Source organism: Halorarum sp. SLYT50, from assembly GCF_059821265.1.
In genome coordinates, this window is the sequence record NZ_CM187555.1 from 2,821,280 (window position 1) to 2,839,542 (window position 18,263).

Below are 18,263 nucleotides of genomic sequence, written 5' to 3' on the forward strand. Positions count from 1 at the left end.
TTCTGAGTCTCCTCGTGAGCGAACCGAGGGTAGTTTCGGGGATAATGGTTTCGCATCCGCCTCCGCGCGGTTCGCTAACGCGAAAAATATTTCCCGAATCGGAAATCCCAGTCGCGGGTGCGGGACTACATGAAACTGCCCAGACCCGTCTGTTCCTGCCCGGTCTTGACCTCGTCCCACGACAGCCCGAGCGCCTCGATGACGCGGGCGATGGGGCCCTTGAGGGTCTTGTCGAGCATCTTGTCCCAGTCGACGACGAACTCCCCGGGCACCTCGTCGGCGTACTCGAAGCAGATGACGTCCGGGTCGCGCTTGAACTCGCCGTACAGCGGGTCCGTCTGCGGGTCGAGTCCCTGCGCCTCCATGCGGTCGAAGAAGTCCGGGTGGACCTTCGCCAGGTAGAGGCGCTTCGGTTTCGACCCGCGCTGGAAGTTCGTGCCAAGCATGAGGTTCGCGTACTTCGCGCCGCGCACCTGCGCGGTGTCGGTGTCGTAGCTCTCCAGTCGCTTGCCGATGCCGCCCGGGATGCCGATCTCGGCGAGGTCCGCGTCGCCGTCGAGGAACGCCTGGATCTCGTCGTGAACGTACTCCTTCACCCGTTCGTTGTCCTCCCCGGTGACGATCATCTCGATGACCTCCCGCTGGACCCGCTTGGTGACCGCGGCGATGTCCGACCGCTTGTACTCGAAGCCCGTGATGTCGATGTCGTCGACGTCCTTCCCCTCCTTCCAGACGATGTGACCGGCGTAGCGCTTCTTCTTGCCCGCCTGGAAGAACCGCCGGTAGAGCTTCTCGAACTCGATCTCGAAGCGGTGCTCGTCGGCGTCCAGCTCCTCGCGCGCGAAGTCGTCGTAGCGGCCGTTGATGTGCTCCTCGATGGCGAACGACTGCTCGATGGCGTCGGCCTCGCTCACGTCCGGTCCGAGCGCGAGCATGATGGAGTCGGTGTCCCCGTACGTCACCTCGTAGTCGATTTCGGCGGCCGCCTCCTCGGTGAACTCGATGACGCGCCGGCCCATCGCGGTGATGGCGGCGGCGTTCTCCTTGTCGTACAGGCGGAAGCGGTCCCACCCCGAGACGCCGTACAGCGAGTTCATGATGACCTTCACCGCCGCCTGCTGGCGGTCGAACTGCTCGTAGGCGTCCGAGCCGGGGTCGTACTCGTCGCGTTCGCCCTTCAGCCGCTCGCGCTCGGTCAGCAGTTCGTCGACCATCTCGCGCATCATCCCGTCGGGCTCCTTCCGGAAGCGGGTCCCGTTGGGGGCGCGGTACGTCTCGCCGTCGTACGCGTCCGGGTCCTCCACGATGGTCTCCGGGCTGGCGTTGATGGTCACCATACACATCGGGTACAGCGACTTGAGGTCCAGCACCGAGACGTTCTCCTTCACGCCCGTGATGGGTTCGAACACCGCGCCGCCCTCGAACTCCTCGCCCTCCTGCTGGCCCTTCGTCGGGAGGACGAACTGCCCGAACGCGTTGTGCAGGACGTACATGTCCACCGCGTCGCCGGGCGTGGGGGCGTCCTCCAGTTGACAGCCGACGAACTTGCGCGCCTCGTCCCAGAACGCCACCACGCCCTGTTTGCGGTCGATCTCGACGCAGAGTTCCACGTCGCGGACGTTGTACTCCAGCAGGCGTTCGGGGTCCTGCTCCCACAGGTCGCCGATGTCGCCGGCGTACCGCTCCTTGCCGGCGTCGAGTTCGAGTTCGCCGACCGCGTCCAGGCGATACGACTCCAGTTCGGTGAACTGCGTCCGCTGGTAGGCGTACAGCAGGTCGAACACCACGCGCCCCTTCACGTCCGGGCCGCCCCACCCGGAGCGCCACGTCTCGTTCACGCGCGAGAGGCGGTCCGGCGAGAGGTCGTACTCGCTCTCCGGGTCGAGTTCCTCACACCGGTCGAGGAAGTACGGCGCGTCGAAGTCCTCGAAGTTCCACCCGGTGAGCACGTCCGGGTCCGTCTCGGTGACGTACGCGAGGAACGCGTCGAGCATCGCGTCCTCCTCGGCGAACGTCCGCACGTCTATCTCGGACCCGTCGCGGAACGGGTCGTACCCTCCGAGGTCCTCGGGCGCCGGGGTGTCGCTCCCGGGGGCGTCGTACAGCCACGCGACGTACTCGTCGCGGTAGGAGTCGTGGGAGGTGAGACAGACGATGGGTTCTTCGCCGTCCTCCGGGAACCCCGAGCGGTCGTCCACCTCGATGTCGAACGTGCTGACGCGGATGTCCGCGCTCACGTCCGCCGGTTCGAGGTGACCGGGGAACACCTGCAGGTCGCCGTCGTCCAGGCGGCGCTCCTCGACGCGGAGTCCGGCGGTGACGCCGTAGTCGATGAGGAAGCGGTTGGGGAACAGGATGTCGGCCTCGTACGTCCGCTCGAAGTCGTCGCGGATCTGCCCCACGTCGCGGGGCGTCCGCGCGGTGACCTTCGTCACCGGCGTCCCACGGATGCTCTCGAAGCGGTCGGCGTCCTCGTCCCCCCGGGGACGCTCGCGCGCGTCGAGGACGACGTCGTACTCCTCGGTGAGGTCCCGGTCCTCGACGTCCGCGGTCGGGACGTAGAAGTACGGTTCGACCCCGAGCACCCGGACGTGTTCGGTCTCGTTGTCCCGCGTCCGGCCGAAGACGTGGACGACGGGGTACTCCGACGCGCCGCTCCCCTCGACGGTGTAGTCGACGCCCGTCACCATCAGCTCTACCGTCCCCGTGGCGTCGGGGACCCGCATCTCCGCGGCGTCGACGACGTCGCTCACGTGGCCCGCGCCGTTCCCGGCGACGTACGACGCCTCCTCGTCGGGGCGGGCGGCGCCGCTCCCGTCGTCGTCGCCGCCGCCCGCGTCCCCCGTCTCGTCGAAGCTCCCGAGGGAGGACTGAGCATCGGTCATTGCTCCCGGGTTCGCCGCTCGCGGCTAAAAACCTCCCCATTCGGGCCGGCGTTCGCCCGACGACGCCGCGATGGCGACCATCGCCCCGACGGAAAGGCATATACCGTGCGACAAAGTACCATGGGGTGTCCTATGACCCCCCAATCCGACCCGTCGTGGGATAGCGCGGACGCGGACGAGCGTCCGGACGAGGCCGTCGAGACGGTCGAGGCGTACGAAGACGACGGACGGGTCGTGCTGTACGACGCGGAGAGTCCCCTCGCGTGGATAGAGGCGAGTACCGCGTTCGCGCTCCCCGACCTCGCGTAATCCCACCCGAACGGGTGCCACTTCCTGCCGACGGTTCCCTCGCCGAGTGACCGCACCCGGGGACCGGCCGTCGGACCCGAACTCGCTGCCGACGGTTCGGTACTACGCTACGCACGACCCCAGGGGAGTGACCGGCCGGCGACGAGGTGAAGTGTGGCTTGACTACTCAACTCTGGCCTTTATGACGACAGTAGTTCGTGAGTAGAATTATCATCAGAACATCTTACATTTTCTACTATCTCATGATTCCCAACGAAGCTGACGAGCGAAACGGTGCCGGAGGAGACGAATCGCTGTCGAAACGACGGGTTCCCGACTCGGTACTCGGCCCGGAACCGGCGTTCGAGGTGCTCGACCACCCGCGACGACGGTACGTCCTCTCGGCGCTCACCGACCGTTCCGACTGGCCGCTGCGGACGCTCGCGACGAGAGTCGCCGCCCGAGAGACCGACGTGACCGAAGCAGCCGTCGGCCAGCGAACCGAAGAGCGCGTACTCGCGTCGCTGTATCACCTCCACGTGCCGGTGTTGTGCGAGCACGACGTGGTGACGTTCGACGCCGTGACCGAGCGAATCACCCCCGCCTCCAACGCCGAGCGGATGGTGGCGGCACTCGAGAGCGTCGGACGGAGCCTCGACGCGCCGTCCGGCGGGGCCCACGGAGAGAGAGACGACGGTGCCTGAGCGCCGTCCAGACGGACGCGGCGCCCGGCCGTCAGGGAACCCTTTTCACCGCGATACCCCTACCCGGGTTCGTGTTCGACGAGGACGACGACGACGGGGCGCTCGACCCCGAGGAGCGGTGGGGCAACCCGGAGGAGGACCTCGTGAACGTCCCCGAGGTGAACGCGCCCACCGTCCGTAACCCGGCCGACAGGCTCCCCGACGCCGCGTCGGTCGATTCGAGCATCAGCAAGCCGTTCTGGCTGGCTACCGTCTACGCGAACGTCGCGCTGTTCGGCGTCTCGCTCGGCCTCATGCTCATCGGGTTCCGCGGCGAGTGGCGCTGGGGCGGTGCCGCCCTCCTCGTCGGTCTCTTCGCGGCGGTGCGCGTCTACCAGACGTACCGCGCGTTCCGGGACCGTGACCGAACTCCGGACGGGGCGGACGAGCCGTCGACCGACTGACCGACACGCCTTTTCGCTCGGCCCGCCTCTCGCCGTCCGTGCAACCCGTCCGCGACGCCGAGGGCCACCGGTATCTCCTCGTGAAGCGCTCGGCCGACTCGAGCCGCGTGCGCGACCCCGCGACGGGGGAGGAGCGGTACCTCCCGAACGACGCCCTCGAACCCGAGGGCGACCCGCCGCTCGCGGCCGCGGCCGGCGGCCTCCCCGAGGGCGTCCGCCGGGCGGTGCTGGCGTGTCCCGACGAGCGCGCCCTCGGTCTCCTCGTCGAGTTCGTCGACCGAGGCCCGCTGGCCGTCCGGACGCTCCTCGACTCGTACGACCTCTGTGAGTCGGACCTCCACGGCCTGCTCGCGGAGTTCCGCGCCGCCGGCCTCGTCGAGGAGACGACCGTGGCCGGTCAGCGGGGGTACGCGCCGACCGAGTCGGCGCGCGCGGCCGTCGCCCGGTTCCGCGGGTCCGAGACGTAGCGAGACGTAGCGAGACGTGGTCCGGTCCGAGCGTCCGGGACCGCGCTCAGTCGTCGGCCGTCCCGTCCACGATTTCGAGGTCGGCGAGCGACGCGCCGTCGGCGCGCTCGACCGACGACCGGTTCGACGTCGGGTCCTTCTCGACGCTGACCAGGTCGTCGGCCGCGCCGACGAGTTCGTCGTCGTGGCTCACGATGACGATCTGGCGGACGCCGAACCCGCGCATCTCCTCGACCAGGTCGACCAGCCGCGAGACGTGTCCGGCGTCGAGGAACACCGTCGGCTCGTCGAGGATGAGCGGCGGGGTCGGGGCGGCCCCGTCGATGCCCTCGGCGAGCAGGCGGTAGATGGCACACCGGAGGCTGAGGTTGAACAGCGCCCGCTCGCCACCCGACAGTTGCTCGGGTTCCAGCGCCTCGCCGTCCTTCTGGTACACCGTGAGTTCGTACTCGCCGTCGAGTTCGATGTGCGAGTAGGCGTCGTTGCCGTAGACCAACTCGAACGTCTCGTTCAGCATCCGTTCGAGGCTCTCGACGTTCCGCCGGCGCAGTTCCGCCCGGAGGTCGCCGTACATCGCCTCTAGCTCTTCGGTCTCCTCGTGGACCGACTCGAGCGCGTCCACCCGCTCCGAGAGCTCCTCCCGTCTGTCGCGGAGCTCCTCCAGTTCGTCCAGTTCCCGCTCGGCGGCGCCGATGGCGCTCGTGAGGTCGTCCCGACGCTCGGCCAGGTCGGCCAGCGCCTCCGTCACCCGATCGATGTACTCCTCGGCGTTCGCCAGGCGCTCGCGGGCCGTCTCGACGCGCTCCTCGTCGAACGCCTCCCTGAGGTCGTCCCGGCGCGCCCGTTTCTCGGCGAGGAACTCACGGCGCTCGTCGTTCCGGTCCGCTAGGTCGGCGCGCTTCTCCGACAGCCGTTCGAGGTCGCGCTCCGTCTCGGCGACGGTCTCCCGGGTCCCCTCGACCGCGTCGAGACGGTCGCGGGCGGCGTCCACGTCCGAGAGGTCGTCGTCGACGTCGCCGACCGTCTCCCGGGCCTCCTCGGCGGCCGTCTCCTTCTCCTCGGCGACTGCCCGCTTCTCCGTGGCCTCCTCGTCGAGCGTCTCCGCCTCCTCGCGGAGCGTCTCCGCGCGCTCGCACTTCTCCTCGATGTCGGCGCGTTTCTCCTCGATGCCCTCCGCGACGAGTTCCCGCTTCGACGACAGCTCGGAGAGCCGGCGCTCGGCGGTCACCAGCTCCTCCGCGCGGTCGAGTCTCTCCTCCAGGTCGTCCTCGCGCTCGCACAGGTCGGCCAGTTCGGCCTCCAGTTCCTCGACGCGCTCGCGGTCCTCCGAGAGCGTGTCCACGTGCGGGGAGTCCTCGACCGGCTGACCGCACTCGGGACACTTCCCCTCCGCGAGCAGCGACTCGGCGTCAGCGACGCGCGCGCGCGCCGTCGTGAGGTCGGCCGTCGTCTCCGTGAGTTCGCTCTGGACCGCGTCGAGGTCGTCGCGGAGCGACTCCCGATACGACTCGGCCTCGTCGACGTCGACGGGTGCGTCCGCGAACTCGTCCGTCAGTTCCTCGCGCTCGGCCTCCAGGTCGTCGAGCGACGCCTCCCGGTCGTCGAGCGACGCCTCGGCGTCTTCCACCTCGTCGTCCAGCGCCTCGGCCCGCTCCCGCTTCTCGGCCGCCCGGGAGTCGAGGTCCGCGGCCGACGACTGGAGGTTCTCGGCCTGTGCGCCGAACGCTGTCGCGTCGTCCGCGGCCGACTCTCGCCGTTCGCGGAGGTCGGCCTCCCGGCCGTCGAGTTCGCTCCGGCGCTCCGCGAGCGCGTCGGCCGTCGCCCCGTCGAGGTCCGTCTCGGCGAGCCGCTCCGTCAGCTCTTCCCGGAGGTCGTCCAGTCGGTCGCGCTTCGCCGCCGCCTGCTCGGCCAGCGTCTCCCGCTCGGACTCCGCCTCGCGGACCGCCGTCTCCAGTTCCTCGATGTCGTCCTCCAGGTCGGCCAGTTCCGCGCGCCGCTCCTCGTGACCGTCGAGCACCTCGCGCGCCTCGTCGCGCGTGGACTCGGCGGTGGCCTGCTGGGCCTCGTAGTTCTCCACCTTCTCGTCGAGAGCCGACAGGTCCGACCGCAGTCCGTTCAGCCGCTCGTGGAGGTCCTTCTCCGCCTTGGCCTCCAGTTGCTCCTCGACGTTCGAGAGCGCGCCGCGTCGCTCGCCGAGCACGTCCTCGACGCCCAGCCGGGCCTGCCCCGCGCGCTCTCGGTACTCCTCCAGTTTCCCGAGTTGGAGCAGGTCGTCTATCATGTCCTGCCGACCGCTCGGGGTGGCGTTGATGAGCTTGTTCACCTCGCCCTGCCGGACGTACGCGCAGTTGAGGAACGCCTCGTGGTCCATCCGGAGCAGGTCGGTGACGAACCCGCGGACGGCCGTGGCCCCGTCGCGCGCCACCTCCCCGTCGTCGGACTCGAGCGTGCACGCCGTCGTCTGGACCTGCTCGCCGTAGCGTTTCAGCTCCCGCCGGATGTGATAGGAGGCCCCGTCGTGGGTGAACCACAGGTCCACGCCGGTCTCGTCCGCGCCGTTCGTCACCACGTCCTCGAGCGTGCCGTCGAGCGCCTTCGACCCGTAGAGCGCGAAGAAACACGCCTCCAGCAGCGAGGACTTCCCGCTCCCGTTCAGCCCGTGGATGACCGTCACGCCGTCGGAGAGCCGCAGGTCGGTGTCGGCGTACGGCTTGAAGTTGCGCAGGCGGAGGCGGTCGAACCTCACTGGTACTCACCCATGGTCGCCTGTCCGTCGCCGTCCCCGCTACCTCCCGTCGCCGCGCCGTCCGCGTCACCGTCGCCCGTCGCGTCGCCGCTCGCTGTCGTGCCGACGTCGCTCGCCGCGGCACCGCCGTCTCCCGTCGCGTCACGGTCCCCGTCGGTCGCGACCGCACCCTCCGAGTCGCTCGTGTCGTCGGATTCCCCATCGTATCCCGCGTCCGCGCGCTCCGTGGCCGCGCGGAACGCCTCGTCGTCGTCCAGGCGGTCTTCGAGCCGTCGTTTCACGTCCTCTCGGACGTTCGCGTCGGCGGTCTCCCCGCGTACTACCCCGTCGACGTCCCGGGCGACCGTCGAGAGGCCGAGGTCCGCGACGCGCTCGCGGACCGCCTCGTCGGGGTCCGCGAAGCTGACGGACACCTCCGTCTCGGTCCCCACCTCGCGCCGGTCGGTCACCCGCGCGATGAGCGCCCCGCGCTCGGTCGCGAACTCCTCGACGGCGGCCGGCGCGATGGGGTCGCCCTCGCCCGTCACCTCGACGACGACGACGGCGTCCGTCACGTCGTGTTCGCGCACCCGGTCGCGAACGCGCTCGACGCCCTCGTCCGCGCCGAGGTCGGCGTCGACGAACACGAACGGTCGGGTGTCGAGCGCGCGCCGCCGGACGTCGACCGCGTCGTCGCCGCCGAACGTCACCAGGTTGTACCCCCGGCCGTCGCGCTCGCTCGCGCTCGCACGCTCGGTCGACCCGCAGTACGTCACCCACGTCCCGAGCACCTCCGCGGTGTCGGGCGTGTGGTTGTCGCCGAGCAACATCGCGTCGAACGCGACGTTCGCCGACTCGAGGACGGTCTCGGTGTCCCACTCGCCGTGCGTGAACGGCTCGAACAGCCCGTGGCTCACGAGCGCCGCGTGGGCGACGTCGTGGGGACCGAACTCGTAGTCGAGGTCGGCCCGTCGCGACGCCGGAACGTGGTCTACCCCGTAGAACGCCGTCTCGCCCACGACGACCGGGTCGTCTCCGAGGCGCGTCGCCAGCCCGAGCGACTCGAACAGGTCGAGCCACTGGCCGCCGCGCGTCGACTCGTGGTTGCCGACGACGGCGAGGAACGGGATGCCGGCGTCGTCCAGTTCGCGCAGCGCCGCGAGCGTGCCGAGCAGGTCGGGGAGGTCCGGTCGCCGGTCGTGAAAGAGGTCGCCCGCGTGGACGACGGCGTCGACCCCCTCGTCGACGGCGTCGGCGACGACGCGCCGGAACGCGTCGAGGAAGTCCTCGCGGCGCTCCGGCGAGTGGTACTGTCGATACCCGATGTGGGTATCCCCCGTGTGGATGACCCGAGTCATTCGTGTGGGGTGGGTACTGTGTCGTCCGGCATAAGCCCCGCGTCGCCGCTATCCCCGTCGATACTCGTACCGTCCGCGGCCCGACGGTACGCCGCGAGCGCGTCGAGTACCTCCCGGCACTCCTCGGCGAGCGACCGGTCACCCCGCCGTTCTGCCCTCCGGGCGGCCTCCCGTACCCGCTCGAATCCGCCGGCGTCGGTCACGTTCGCCGCTCGCCGCACGTCGTCGAGGGCGTCCGTCACTCGCGACACGAACGCGGCGTCGCTCTCGTGGTCTCTCGCTCCGGTCTCGTCCTCGACGAGTGCCCGGAGGGCGTCCTTCACCGCCCGCGCGTCCGGTTCCGTCCCGGTCATGCGTCCGATGCCGCGGTATCGACGATAAACGTTCGCCCCCTGCTCTTCCCGACCGGCCGTCGGTCCGTTCCAGCTACTCGGCCGATGTCCGCTGGGACGGGCACGCGACCGGCAGCTCGGAGCGTGTACCGGGCTTACAGGTCGAGCGTGTACAGCCGCTTTCGCGCGTCCGAGAAGGAGAACCGCGACTCCACCGCGTCGACGTCCTCCAGCCGCGAGAGGGCGTACCGGACCGTTCGTGGCGGCAGCAGCGTCTCCTCGGTCAACTGGCTCTGGGTCAGCGTGTCCTCGTACTCCAGCACCTTCGCGACGAGCTTCGCGCTCGGGGGGAGGTCACGAACCGGCTCCCACCGGTCCCCCGACTCCTCGCCCGCAGCCACCGTCTCCGCGTCGGATGCACTCATGCGTACTGAGACCGTGCGCATGCTGAGTGATAATACTTGCTATCGCCTCTAATTACTGATGGGCATTATCGGTCGGAGCACCTCTATTACCCGAAGCCTCTTATTAACGTCCGCCCTAGAGCCGGCGATGACCGACACCGTTGACGACGTGGACCTCCCGTACGACGACGAGGCCTCGTCGCAGCAGGAGAAGATCGAGACCCTTCAGGAGCGTCTCGATGTTCTCGAGTCCCAAAACGAGGAGATGCGCGACAAGCTCCTGGACGCGAACGCGGAGAACAACAAGTACCAGCAGAAACTCGAGCGACTCACTCACGAGAACAAGAAGCTCAAGCAGTCGCCGCTGTTCGTCGCCACCGTCCAGGAACTCAACGACGACGGCGTCGTAATCAAACAGCACGGCAACAACCAGGAGGCGCTCACCGAGGTCACCGAGGAGATGCGCGCGGACCTCCAGCCCGACGACCGCGTCGCCGTCAACAACTCGCTCTCGGTCGTGAAGAAACTGGAGAAGGAGACGGACGTGCGCGCCCGGGTCATGCAGGTGGAGCACTCGCCCGACGTGACGTACGCCGACATCGGCGGCCTCGAAGAGCAGATGAACGAGGTGCGCGAGACCGTCGAGATGCCGATGAAGAGCCCGGAGATGTTCACCGAGGTCGGCATCCAGCCGCCGAGCGGGGTGTTGCTCCACGGGCCGCCGGGGACGGGCAAGACGATGCTGGCGAAGGCGGTCGCAAACGAGACGGACGCGACGTTCATCAAGATGGCCGGCTCCGAACTCGTCCACAAGTTCATCGGCGAGGGGGCGAAGCTGGTTCGCGACCTGTTCGAGGTGGCCCGCGAGAACGAACCGGCGGTCCTCTTCATCGACGAGATCGACGCCATCGCCTCGAAGCGGACCGACTCGAAGACGTCCGGGGACGCGGAGGTCCAGCGGACGATGATGCAGTTGCTCTCGGAGATGGACGGGTTCGACGAGCGCGGCGAGATCCGCATCATCGCCGCCACCAACCGCTTCGACATGCTCGACCCCGCAATCCTGCGGCCCGGTCGGTTCGACCGCCTCATCGAGGTGCCCAAGCCGAACGACGAGGGACGGGAGATAATCTTCCGCATCCACACGCGCGACATGAACGTCGCGGACGACGTCGACTTCGCCACGCTCGCCGTGATGGCCGACGACGCCTCGGGGGCGGACATCAAGGCCGTCTGTACGGAGGCGGGAATGTTCGCCATCCGCGAGGACCGCACCGAGGTCCGGATGACCGACTTCGAGACGGCGTGGGAGAAGATCAGCCAGACCGACGACGCGAGCGGCGACGACTCGCTCGCGTTCGCGTAACACTCTCCCCCTCCCTTCTCCGGTCGCGTTCTCGGATACTGCCGAGCCGTCGGCGCACGTGGCCTCGGCCGGACGCGGGCGCGGCGCTTACAGCGAGAACAGCAGGAACGGCACGCCGAACAGCAGCGCGGTCATGACGACGAGCACGAGCGCGTAGCCCGCCGCCGTCCCGAGCGCCGCCCGAAACGAGTCGTGAGTGAGGTCCACGTGCCGCGGTTCGCCGCCGGTGACTAAACCGTTCCGGGCTCCCGTGCTTTCGGGCGGTCGAACCGGACCACTCAAGCGCGCCGCGCCGGTGGCTCCGGCCATGGGAACGCCGCTCGACACGCGCGAGGCGCAGGTGGCCGAGGTGCTCGACCGACTCTACGATGAGTACCCCGACACGGACATCTCGCTGGACTTCTCGACGCGGCTGGAACTGCTCGTCGCCGTCGTCCTCTCGGCGCAGTGTACCGACGAGCGGGTGAACGAGGTGACGGCCGACCTGTTCGAGAAGTACCGGACCGCGGAGGACTACGCGAACGCCGACGAGGCGGAACTGGCCGAGGACATCTACGGCATCACCTTCCACAACAACAAGGCGGGCTACCTGAAGGAGGCGGGGCGCATCATCGCCGAGGAGCACGGCGGCGAGGTACCCGACACCATGGCGGCGCTGACGGACCTCCCGGGCGTCGGCCGCAAGACGGCGAACGTCGTCCTCCAACACGGCCACGACGTGGTGGAGGGCATCGTCGTCGACACGCACGTCCAGCGGCTCTCGCGCCGCCTCGGCATCACCGAGGAGACGCGTCCCGAGGCCATCGAGACGGACCTGATGCCGCTCGTCCCCGAGGCGGACTGGCGGATGTACACCCACCTGCTCATCAGCCACGGCCGGGCGGTCTGTACGGCGCGCAGTCCCGACTGCGGCGACTGCGTCCTCGCGGACGTCTGCCTGTCCGAGCGAGGGGACGGCGGCGTCGACCTGGCGAGCGGCGAGGCGTGGTGACGGGCGGCCGGTGAGAGCGGCGCCGTCCTCCCGTCGGCGGCCGTCGCGTTTACACCGCCGAACGCCCAACGGCCGAGTATGGCCGACGACGATACCGACGAGGACGCGAGGAGCGGCACCGCGAGAAGGACGAACACGGTATCGACATCGACGAGGACACGAACCTCGACACCGCGGACGGCGGGGAGGAGACGAGGAGGAGGCGCCCGAGGACGCGATGCCGGACCAGGACCCGGGCCGCGAGGACACGGACGGGGAGAGCGGAGGACGAGGCGGCCGACCAGGAGAACGCCGACGCCCACCGCGACGAGTCGCCGTACCAGTCGTAGCTCTCACCGCTCCTCCGCCCCGACCGCGCCCGGGTCGGGTCAGACCACGTACCGGAGGTAGTAGCGGTAGACCCCGACGACGAACGCGAACAGCCAGAACAGCGTGTAGCCGAACACGCCGATGCGGAGGCGGCCCCGCCACGCGCTCATGTTCTCGTGGAGGTCGTCGAGGTTCACGTCGCCCTCGGTCCCCTCGTACATGTCGGCCGCGCGCTTGACCTGGAAGATGCGGACGATGCCCGTGAGTCCGAACGCGAGCAGCGCGTACGCCTGCAACCCGAGGAAGGCGTGGAGCATCGCCAGCCCGGTCAACTGGTCGAGGAGCCGTGGCCCCATCCACGTGACCACGGGAACCGTCGTGAGCACCAGGCCGGGCGCGATGTACGAGAGGTGCCGGACGAGGACGTCCCACGTCACGTTGTCGGCCTCGCGGTCGATCATGATCCACGCGCCGTAGAGGTAGAAGGGGAAACTGGCCGCCACCGCCACCGCGGCGACGGTGGCGACGACCTCGTCGGAGACCATCGAACCCGGGTAGGGTGCCCCGGCGGTAAAGCCCGCGGTTCGGCGCGTCGGAACGCATATCCGCGTCCGACGGCAACCTACCGGGTGATGAGCGAACCCGCCGACGCACCGGCCGGGGACGGCACCGGCGACGGGGCCGCCGCCGGGGGGTCGGAGTCAGACCTCGACGCGCTCCGCGCGGAGGTCGAGGAGAAGTACGACTTCGAGCGCTTCGGACCGGCAGACATGGCGGAGATGACCGGCGCGGAGTGGGAGGCGGCGTTCGACCCCGACACGTGGATAACGGGACGGGACCTGCTCGACCGGGTCGAGGCGGACCTCCGGGCCCGCATCGCCTCGCGCGACGTGTTCGCCGTCCTCGACCGCCGCCACGACCCCGAGTCGGTCGTCGCCTACTCCGACGAGGGGTGGGCGGTCGTCTACGCCGACGGGAGCGTCGAGGGCGAGGGGACGGTGCTCCGGGACGTGAAACCGACGGTCGCGCTCTGCTCGATGGACTCCTACGAGGTGCCCGACCCGCCGGAGGAGTACGAACTCCCGACGCCCCAGCAGGTTCGCGAGGGGACCGGCGAGTTCGGCAACCGGATGCTCCAGGTCGTCGCCGCGGCGCAGTTGCTCGTCGGCGTCGGGACGCTCCTACTGTGGCTGTTCACGGACCTGTTCCCGTCGCCGTCGGGCGGCGTGAACATCCTCATCCCCGTCGTCTCGGGCTTCTTCGCGCTCGTCGGACTGGTCCTGTTCGCGCTCGTGGCGAACGCGCGACTCTCCGACCGCTTCCGGGCCGAGGAGTACCGCGACCGCCTGCGGGCGGCGGGCATCAGCGACGACGGGTCGCGCCAGTTCGCCGAGTTCGAGGACGTCGTGCGGGAGGCGCTGGCGGCCGGCGACGGGAACCCGCGCTCGGCCGCCGACTCCGGGGGCGCGAGCCCGGGTGAGAGCGACGACTCGCGACCGGGAGAGCGGCCGGAAACCGGGGGATAGCGCTCGGATTCTCCCGCTCGAACGCCCGGGGAGAGGTCGGTGGGTTTAAGCGCGACGCTACCGGACCAACTAGCACCGATGAAGAGGCGGGACTTTATTCGAAACGCCGGCGGCGCGACCGCCGCCCTCGGGGCCGGCGCGACGGCGACGGCCGGGACGGCGACCGCCCAGGAGGGCGGGGGTGGGGGTCAGAAGCCCAACTTCGACGGCTACCTTGACGGGGCGCAGGGCGGGGCCTACGAGGACCTCCGTGGCCAGTCGGAGGTGACTATCGACGTCGGCGGCGGGAGCAGCGGGCTCGCGTTCCTGCCGACCGAGGTGTGGATAGATACCGGCACCACGGTGACGTTCGAGTGGGTCTCCGGTGGCCACAACGTCATCCCCGACAGCCAGCCGAGCGGTGCGAGCTGGAGCGGCCACGAACCCCTGGAGAACGAGGGGTTCTCGGTCAGTTTCACGTTCGACACCGGCGGGATATACACGTACTACTGCGACCCCCACCGGACGCAGGGGATGCTCGGCGGCATCGCCGTCGGGTCGGACGTGCCGACCGTCGCCACCGGCGGCGGCCGGAAGGAACTCCACGAACTCGGCGTCCCCATCCAGGCGCACTGGGTCGGCGCGGCGACCATACTCGGCATCATCGTGACCATCGTCTTCAGCTTCTACGTGCTGAAGTACGGTGAGTCGCCCAACACGGGGACGGGGAGGTGACCGATGTCCAGTAGCGGCTCCACCTACGGCGACATCCACCGGTACGAACCCGCCCGCGAGAGCACGGCGGCAGCCATCGCCATCGTGTTGCTCACGGTCATTGAGGTGGTGTTCGTGTTCATGTTCACGTACGGCCTCGTCAGCGGGTGGGGGCTGAGCGACACGGGGAACATGTTCCTCGGCGGCATCCTCGCCGTCGTGTTCATCGACCTGGCGTTCATCCTCGCGCTGTACCGTAAGGAGTTCCTCCCGGACGTCGTCATCGTGAAGAAACGCCGTCGGAAGTGGGAGGACCTTTACATCCGCGAGGACCAGATGGAGGGAACCGACATCGGCGGCGACGCCTGGGAACAGGTGAAGCGCGCGGTCTACCCGTACTACAAACGCTAACCAATGAGCCTTCAGAAAACGGACGAACACGACCACAAACGCTGGCTCAAGGAGAAGGACCTCAGCCCCCTCGAACGCGGGTTCCTCGTCTCGCTCATCTGGATGGACGAGCGGCTCCGCGTCGTGGACTACCTCGAACTCCTGGAGACGCTCTACTACCGGGTCAACCTCCAGATGCCCAAGAGCCACACCGAACAGTACGACCTCGACAACAAGTTCTGGTACTGGTACCCACTCTACACCCTCGGGTTCTTCAGCACGCTCTCGTACGTGGTGGCGGCGATTTCGGGGGCCTTACTCGGGTTCTACTACAGTCCGGCGGTGGGGGCGGCCGCGGCGGGCGAGCAGTCCATCGCGTACCAGCAGATAGCGTTCATCATGCGGGACCTCCAGTTCGGGTTCATGCTACGGTCGATTCACCGGTGGTCCGCGCAGGTGATGACCGCGGCCGTGTTCCTCCACATGCTGCGCGTCTACTTCACGGGCGCGTACAAGGAACCCCGCGAACTCAACTGGCTGCTCGGCATCGTCCTCATCTCGCTCACGATGGTGTTCGGGTACACCGGCTACCTGCTCCCGTGGGACCAGCTGAGCTTCTGGGCCGGGCAGATCGGCGTCGAGATGAGCCTCTCCATCCCGCTCATCGGCGAGTGGGTCGCACAGCTCGTCTTCGGCGGCTTCTCGCTGAGCCAGTCGACGCTGATGCGGATGTACATCCTGCACGTGTTCCTGCTCCCGTTCGTGGTGACGGCGCTCATCGCCATCCACATCGGCATCGTCTGGGTGCAGGGCATCGCGGAACCCCACTGAGACAAGACAATGAGTGACGACCAATCCGAACCCCAAACGGACGGCGGAGGCGGAACAGGCATCGTCGCGCCGGACGACGAGACCCCGACGTGGCGCCAGCGCAAGGAGCGGACCCAAGGACTCGCCCGGCTGACGTACGAGTACTTCGAGCGGGCGCGCCGCGAGGACGAGGACCTCCGGCGCGAGTCGGACTACGTCGAACGCGACGTGCTCGCGTTCCCGACGTGGCCGCACGAGATCGTACGCAACCTCGCCATCTCGAGTTTCTTCGTCGGGATGATCATCTTCCTCGCCGCGACGCTCCCGCCCCACATCGCGGACCCCGCGAACTCGAACGTCACGCCGAGCATCATCCTGCCCGACTGGTACCTCTACTGGTCGTTCGGCCTGCTGAAACTCGGCCCGCTCAACCCCGACCTGGCCATCCTCGGGGGGCAGAAGCTGATGGCCGACCGGACGTACGGCGTGCTCGCGAACGTGGTCGTTGTGAGCTTCATCGCCATCGTCCCGTTCCTCAACAAGGGGAGCGCGCGCCGTCCGGTCGAACAGCCGTTCTGGGCGGCCGTCGGCGTCTTCGGCGTCACGTTCGCGTTCACCATCTCCGTGCTGTCGGTGAAGAACCTGATGCCCATGGACGTCCACCTGCTGTTCGACCTGACGTTCCTCGCGCCGTTCGTCACCGGCTGTATCACCTACGCGGTGCTCAAGACGATGCGCGAGGGGTACATGTACGACCTCAACCGCCGGTACTACCGGCTCCGACCGCCGAAGTAACGGTCCGACTGCCCCCCCTCTTTCGCCGACTCCGTCTCCTCCCGCGCCGCTTCGCAGGACAGTAGTCACTCCAGTCCCTCCTCGGCGACATGAGCGACGACGCGAGCGACGCGGGAGCCGGTGACGCCGGAGGACGCGAGCGTCCCGCAGGAGGAGGAGGCGGGCGCAGAGAGGTGGTAGTACCGATGCGACTGTACAAGACGGTGACCGTCTTCTCGACGCTCATCGCGGTCGTCGGCGTCGTTGTCGGGTTCGTGCTGCTCGACGCGGCGACCCTCCAGGTGTCGACGCTACGCGGCGTCGTCGCCTCGCTGCTCGCCGCGCTCGGCCTGTCACCCCCGGACGGGCTGCTCACGGGGCTGTTCGCCGCGCTCGGACTGGCGTTCATCGCCGTCGGCGCCGGGGTGTACGTCCTCGGAACGCGCTTCCGGGCGGAGGGAATGGGAAACGCTCAAGACGACGACGACGAAGGGTTGGACAATGGCTGACGAGTTCATGAAGGGTCTCGGCCTGTTCACCGGGGCGGGGCTGGCGTGGATGGTGCTCGCGGGCTGGTACCGGACGGAGTCGTTCGAGAGCTCCCGCCAACTCATCGCCGCGCCGCCCGAGCCGTCGAACGTCTTCGACGCCATCGGCATCTTCCTCAACGACGTGTTCTTCTGGACCGCAATCGTCGGCGCGCTGACGTTCTGGCTGCTCATCCCGGCGTTCAGTCAGCTCTCGGACGCGCTCGGTGACCGCCAGAGCTCCTGACTCCCTGACCCGAGCGCGGCGGACCGCCGACGCGACACGCCTTTGCCTCCGGCGGCGAGACTCGGAGTATGGACCGCCGGAGGGCGCTCCGCCGCGTGGGCGCACTCGTGTTCGCCGTGAACCTGCTCCTCGTCGCGGGCAAGGCCGCGGTGTGGTACGCGACCGGGAGCCTCGCGGTCGGGTCCGAGGCGGTGAACTCGCTCGCCGACGCCACCTACTCGCTGGTCGTCCTCGCCGGACTGTACCTCACGACCCAGCCGCCGGACTTCGAGCACCCGCACGGTCACGAGCGCATCGAGCCGTTCGTCTCGTTGTTCGTCGCGGCGGGCGTGTTTCTCGCTGCCGGCGGCGTCCTCTACAGCGTCGGGCGCGCGCTCTTCGACCCAGCCGTCTCACCGGGAACGGGGACGGGGAGCGGGCTTGCCGTCGGCGTCCTCGTCGGCACCGGGGCGGCGAAGCTCCTCCTCTACCGATACTGCCTCCGCGCCGGCCGCCGCCGGGGCTCGCCGGCGCTTCTGGCGACCGCGAAGGACAACCGAAACGACGTGTTCACGGCGGGCGCGGCGCTCGTCGGCGTGGTCGGTGCGGCCGCCGGCTACCCGCTGCTCGACCCGCTGGCGGCGGGGGTCGTCGCGGTGGGCATCCTCTACACGGGCTACGAAATCGTCCGCGACAACGTCGCCTACCTCGTGGGCGCCGCTCCTCCCGAGGAACTCCGCCGTGAGATACTCGACCGGGCGCTCGCGCACCCCGAAGTCCGGGGAGCGCACGACGTCGTCGCGCACTACGTCGGCCCGGAGGTGGACGTGAGCCTCCACATCGAGGTGGAGGGCGAGATGTCGCTGAACCGCGCGCACGCCATCGAGACGGAGGTGGTCGAGGCCGTCCGCGACATCCCCGCCGTCGACGACGTGTTCGTCCACGTCGACCCGCGGGAACTCGGCGAGTGGAAGCGGGAGGTGGGAGCGGAGGAAGCGCCGGCCCCTCCTCCCCGGAGTGACCGGTGACCGGGTGCCCGGATGAC

The 18,263-nt window shown here is 68.9% G+C and carries 20 protein-coding genes; 14 read left to right on the forward strand and 6 right to left on the reverse strand.

Going from position 1 to position 18,263, the window contains the following annotated elements; all coding sequences use genetic code 11:
* Nucleotides 1-125: 125 nt before the first annotated feature.
* Complete coding sequence (locus tag AC6RUA_RS14765; protein ID WP_499813757.1) at nucleotides 126-2,885, reverse strand: DNA-directed DNA polymerase; 2,760 nt, start codon at nucleotides 2,883-2,885, stop codon at nucleotides 126-128.
* 132 nt (nucleotides 2,886-3,017) lie between these two features.
* On the opposite strand from AC6RUA_RS14765, the gene AC6RUA_RS14770 reads away from it, so the two are divergent.
* From AC6RUA_RS14770 to AC6RUA_RS14785, 4 genes are all read left to right on the forward strand, one after another.
* Nucleotides 3,018-3,194, forward strand: coding sequence for a DUF7331 family protein (locus AC6RUA_RS14770; protein ID WP_499813758.1), 177 nt, complete (start codon nucleotides 3,018-3,020; stop codon nucleotides 3,192-3,194).
* 242 nt (nucleotides 3,195-3,436) lie between these two features.
* The gene (locus AC6RUA_RS14775) at nucleotides 3,437-3,877 is read left to right on the forward strand and encodes a DUF7344 domain-containing protein (protein ID WP_499813759.1); all 441 of its coding nucleotides are present in this window, start codon (nucleotides 3,437-3,439) and stop codon (nucleotides 3,875-3,877) included.
* 71 nt (nucleotides 3,878-3,948) lie between these two features.
* Nucleotides 3,949-4,320, forward strand: coding sequence for a DUF7322 domain-containing protein (locus tag AC6RUA_RS14780; protein WP_499813760.1), 372 nt, complete (start codon nucleotides 3,949-3,951; stop codon nucleotides 4,318-4,320).
* A 38-nt stretch (nucleotides 4,321-4,358) separates the two neighbouring features.
* Nucleotides 4,359-4,787, forward strand: a complete 429-nt coding sequence (locus AC6RUA_RS14785) for a DUF7346 family protein (protein ID WP_499813761.1) — start codon at nucleotides 4,359-4,361, stop codon at nucleotides 4,785-4,787.
* 46 nt (nucleotides 4,788-4,833) lie between these two features.
* Here the strand turns inward: AC6RUA_RS14785 and rad50 are convergent, their stop codons facing one another.
* The 4 genes from rad50 to AC6RUA_RS14805 form a co-directional block, all read right to left on the reverse strand.
* Nucleotides 4,834-7,533, reverse strand: a complete 2,700-nt coding sequence (gene rad50 / locus AC6RUA_RS14790; protein WP_499813762.1) for a DNA double-strand break repair ATPase Rad50 — start codon at nucleotides 7,531-7,533, stop codon at nucleotides 4,834-4,836.
* Nucleotides 7,530-8,870 carry a DNA double-strand break repair protein Mre11 gene (gene mre11, locus AC6RUA_RS14795; RefSeq protein WP_499813763.1) on the reverse strand — a complete coding sequence of 447 codons (1,341 nt, stop codon included), beginning with the start codon at nucleotides 8,868-8,870 and terminating at the stop codon, nucleotides 7,530-7,532. Before mre11 ends, rad50 begins: the two co-directional genes overlap by 4 nt.
* A complete protein-coding gene (locus AC6RUA_RS14800) occupies nucleotides 8,867-9,223 on the reverse strand; it encodes a DUF7966 family protein (protein ID WP_499813764.1) in 357 nt (118 codons plus the stop codon). Before AC6RUA_RS14800 ends, mre11 begins: the two co-directional genes overlap by 4 nt.
* Nucleotides 9,224-9,357: 134 nt before the next feature.
* Nucleotides 9,358-9,627, reverse strand: coding sequence for a MarR family transcriptional regulator (locus tag AC6RUA_RS14805; protein WP_499813765.1), 270 nt, complete (start codon nucleotides 9,625-9,627; stop codon nucleotides 9,358-9,360).
* A 127-nt stretch (nucleotides 9,628-9,754) separates the two neighbouring features.
* Here AC6RUA_RS14805 and pan1 point away from each other — a divergent pair, with 127 nt between their 5' ends.
* The gene (gene pan1 / locus AC6RUA_RS14810) at nucleotides 9,755-10,972 is read left to right on the forward strand and encodes a proteasome-activating nucleotidase Pan1 (RefSeq protein WP_499813766.1); all 1,218 of its coding nucleotides are present in this window, start codon (nucleotides 9,755-9,757) and stop codon (nucleotides 10,970-10,972) included.
* A 307-nt stretch (nucleotides 10,973-11,279) separates the two neighbouring features.
* Entirely contained in the window at nucleotides 11,280-11,963 is a 684-nt protein-coding gene (nth, locus tag AC6RUA_RS14815; protein WP_499813767.1) for an endonuclease III, read from the forward strand.
* A gap of 368 nt (nucleotides 11,964-12,331) precedes the next feature.
* Here nth and AC6RUA_RS14820 read toward each other — a convergent pair whose 3' ends face one another.
* Nucleotides 12,332-12,817: a DUF7321 family protein gene (locus AC6RUA_RS14820; protein WP_499813768.1), complete on the reverse strand. Its 486-nt coding sequence runs from the start codon at nucleotides 12,815-12,817 to the stop codon at nucleotides 12,332-12,334.
* 87 nt (nucleotides 12,818-12,904) lie between these two features.
* On the opposite strand from AC6RUA_RS14820, the gene AC6RUA_RS14825 reads away from it, so the two are divergent.
* The 8 genes from AC6RUA_RS14825 (at nucleotide 12,905) to AC6RUA_RS14860 (ending at nucleotide 18,246) form a co-directional block, all read left to right on the forward strand.
* Nucleotides 12,905-13,798 carry a DUF7319 domain-containing protein gene (locus tag AC6RUA_RS14825; RefSeq protein WP_499813769.1) on the forward strand — a complete coding sequence of 298 codons (894 nt, stop codon included), beginning with the start codon at nucleotides 12,905-12,907 and terminating at the stop codon, nucleotides 13,796-13,798.
* A 78-nt stretch (nucleotides 13,799-13,876) separates the two neighbouring features.
* The gene (locus AC6RUA_RS14830) at nucleotides 13,877-14,512 is read left to right on the forward strand and encodes a plastocyanin/azurin family copper-binding protein (RefSeq protein ID WP_499813770.1); all 636 of its coding nucleotides are present in this window, start codon (nucleotides 13,877-13,879) and stop codon (nucleotides 14,510-14,512) included.
* A 3-nt stretch (nucleotides 14,513-14,515) separates the two neighbouring features.
* On the forward strand, nucleotides 14,516-14,902 hold the full coding sequence (locus AC6RUA_RS14835) for a DUF7318 family protein (protein ID WP_499813771.1): 387 nt from the start codon (nucleotides 14,516-14,518) through the stop codon (nucleotides 14,900-14,902).
* 3 nt (nucleotides 14,903-14,905) lie between these two features.
* Entirely contained in the window at nucleotides 14,906-15,712 is an 807-nt protein-coding gene (locus AC6RUA_RS14840; RefSeq protein ID WP_499813772.1) for a cytochrome b, read from the forward strand.
* A gap of 9 nt (nucleotides 15,713-15,721) precedes the next feature.
* Nucleotides 15,722-16,486: a cytochrome b family protein gene (locus AC6RUA_RS14845; protein ID WP_499813773.1), complete on the forward strand. Its 765-nt coding sequence runs from the start codon at nucleotides 15,722-15,724 to the stop codon at nucleotides 16,484-16,486.
* 89 nt (nucleotides 16,487-16,575) lie between these two features.
* Complete coding sequence (locus tag AC6RUA_RS14850; RefSeq protein ID WP_499813774.1) at nucleotides 16,576-16,974, forward strand: DUF7315 family membrane protein; 399 nt, start codon at nucleotides 16,576-16,578, stop codon at nucleotides 16,972-16,974.
* Complete coding sequence (locus tag AC6RUA_RS14855) at nucleotides 16,967-17,239, forward strand: DUF7314 family protein (protein ID WP_499813775.1); 273 nt, start codon at nucleotides 16,967-16,969, stop codon at nucleotides 17,237-17,239. The genes AC6RUA_RS14850 and AC6RUA_RS14855 overlap by 8 nt, the downstream gene beginning before the upstream one ends.
* Nucleotides 17,240-17,307: 68 nt before the next feature.
* On the forward strand, nucleotides 17,308-18,246 hold the full coding sequence (locus AC6RUA_RS14860) for a cation diffusion facilitator family transporter (protein WP_499813776.1): 939 nt from the start codon (nucleotides 17,308-17,310) through the stop codon (nucleotides 18,244-18,246).
* Nucleotides 18,247-18,263: the final 17 nt, after the last annotated feature.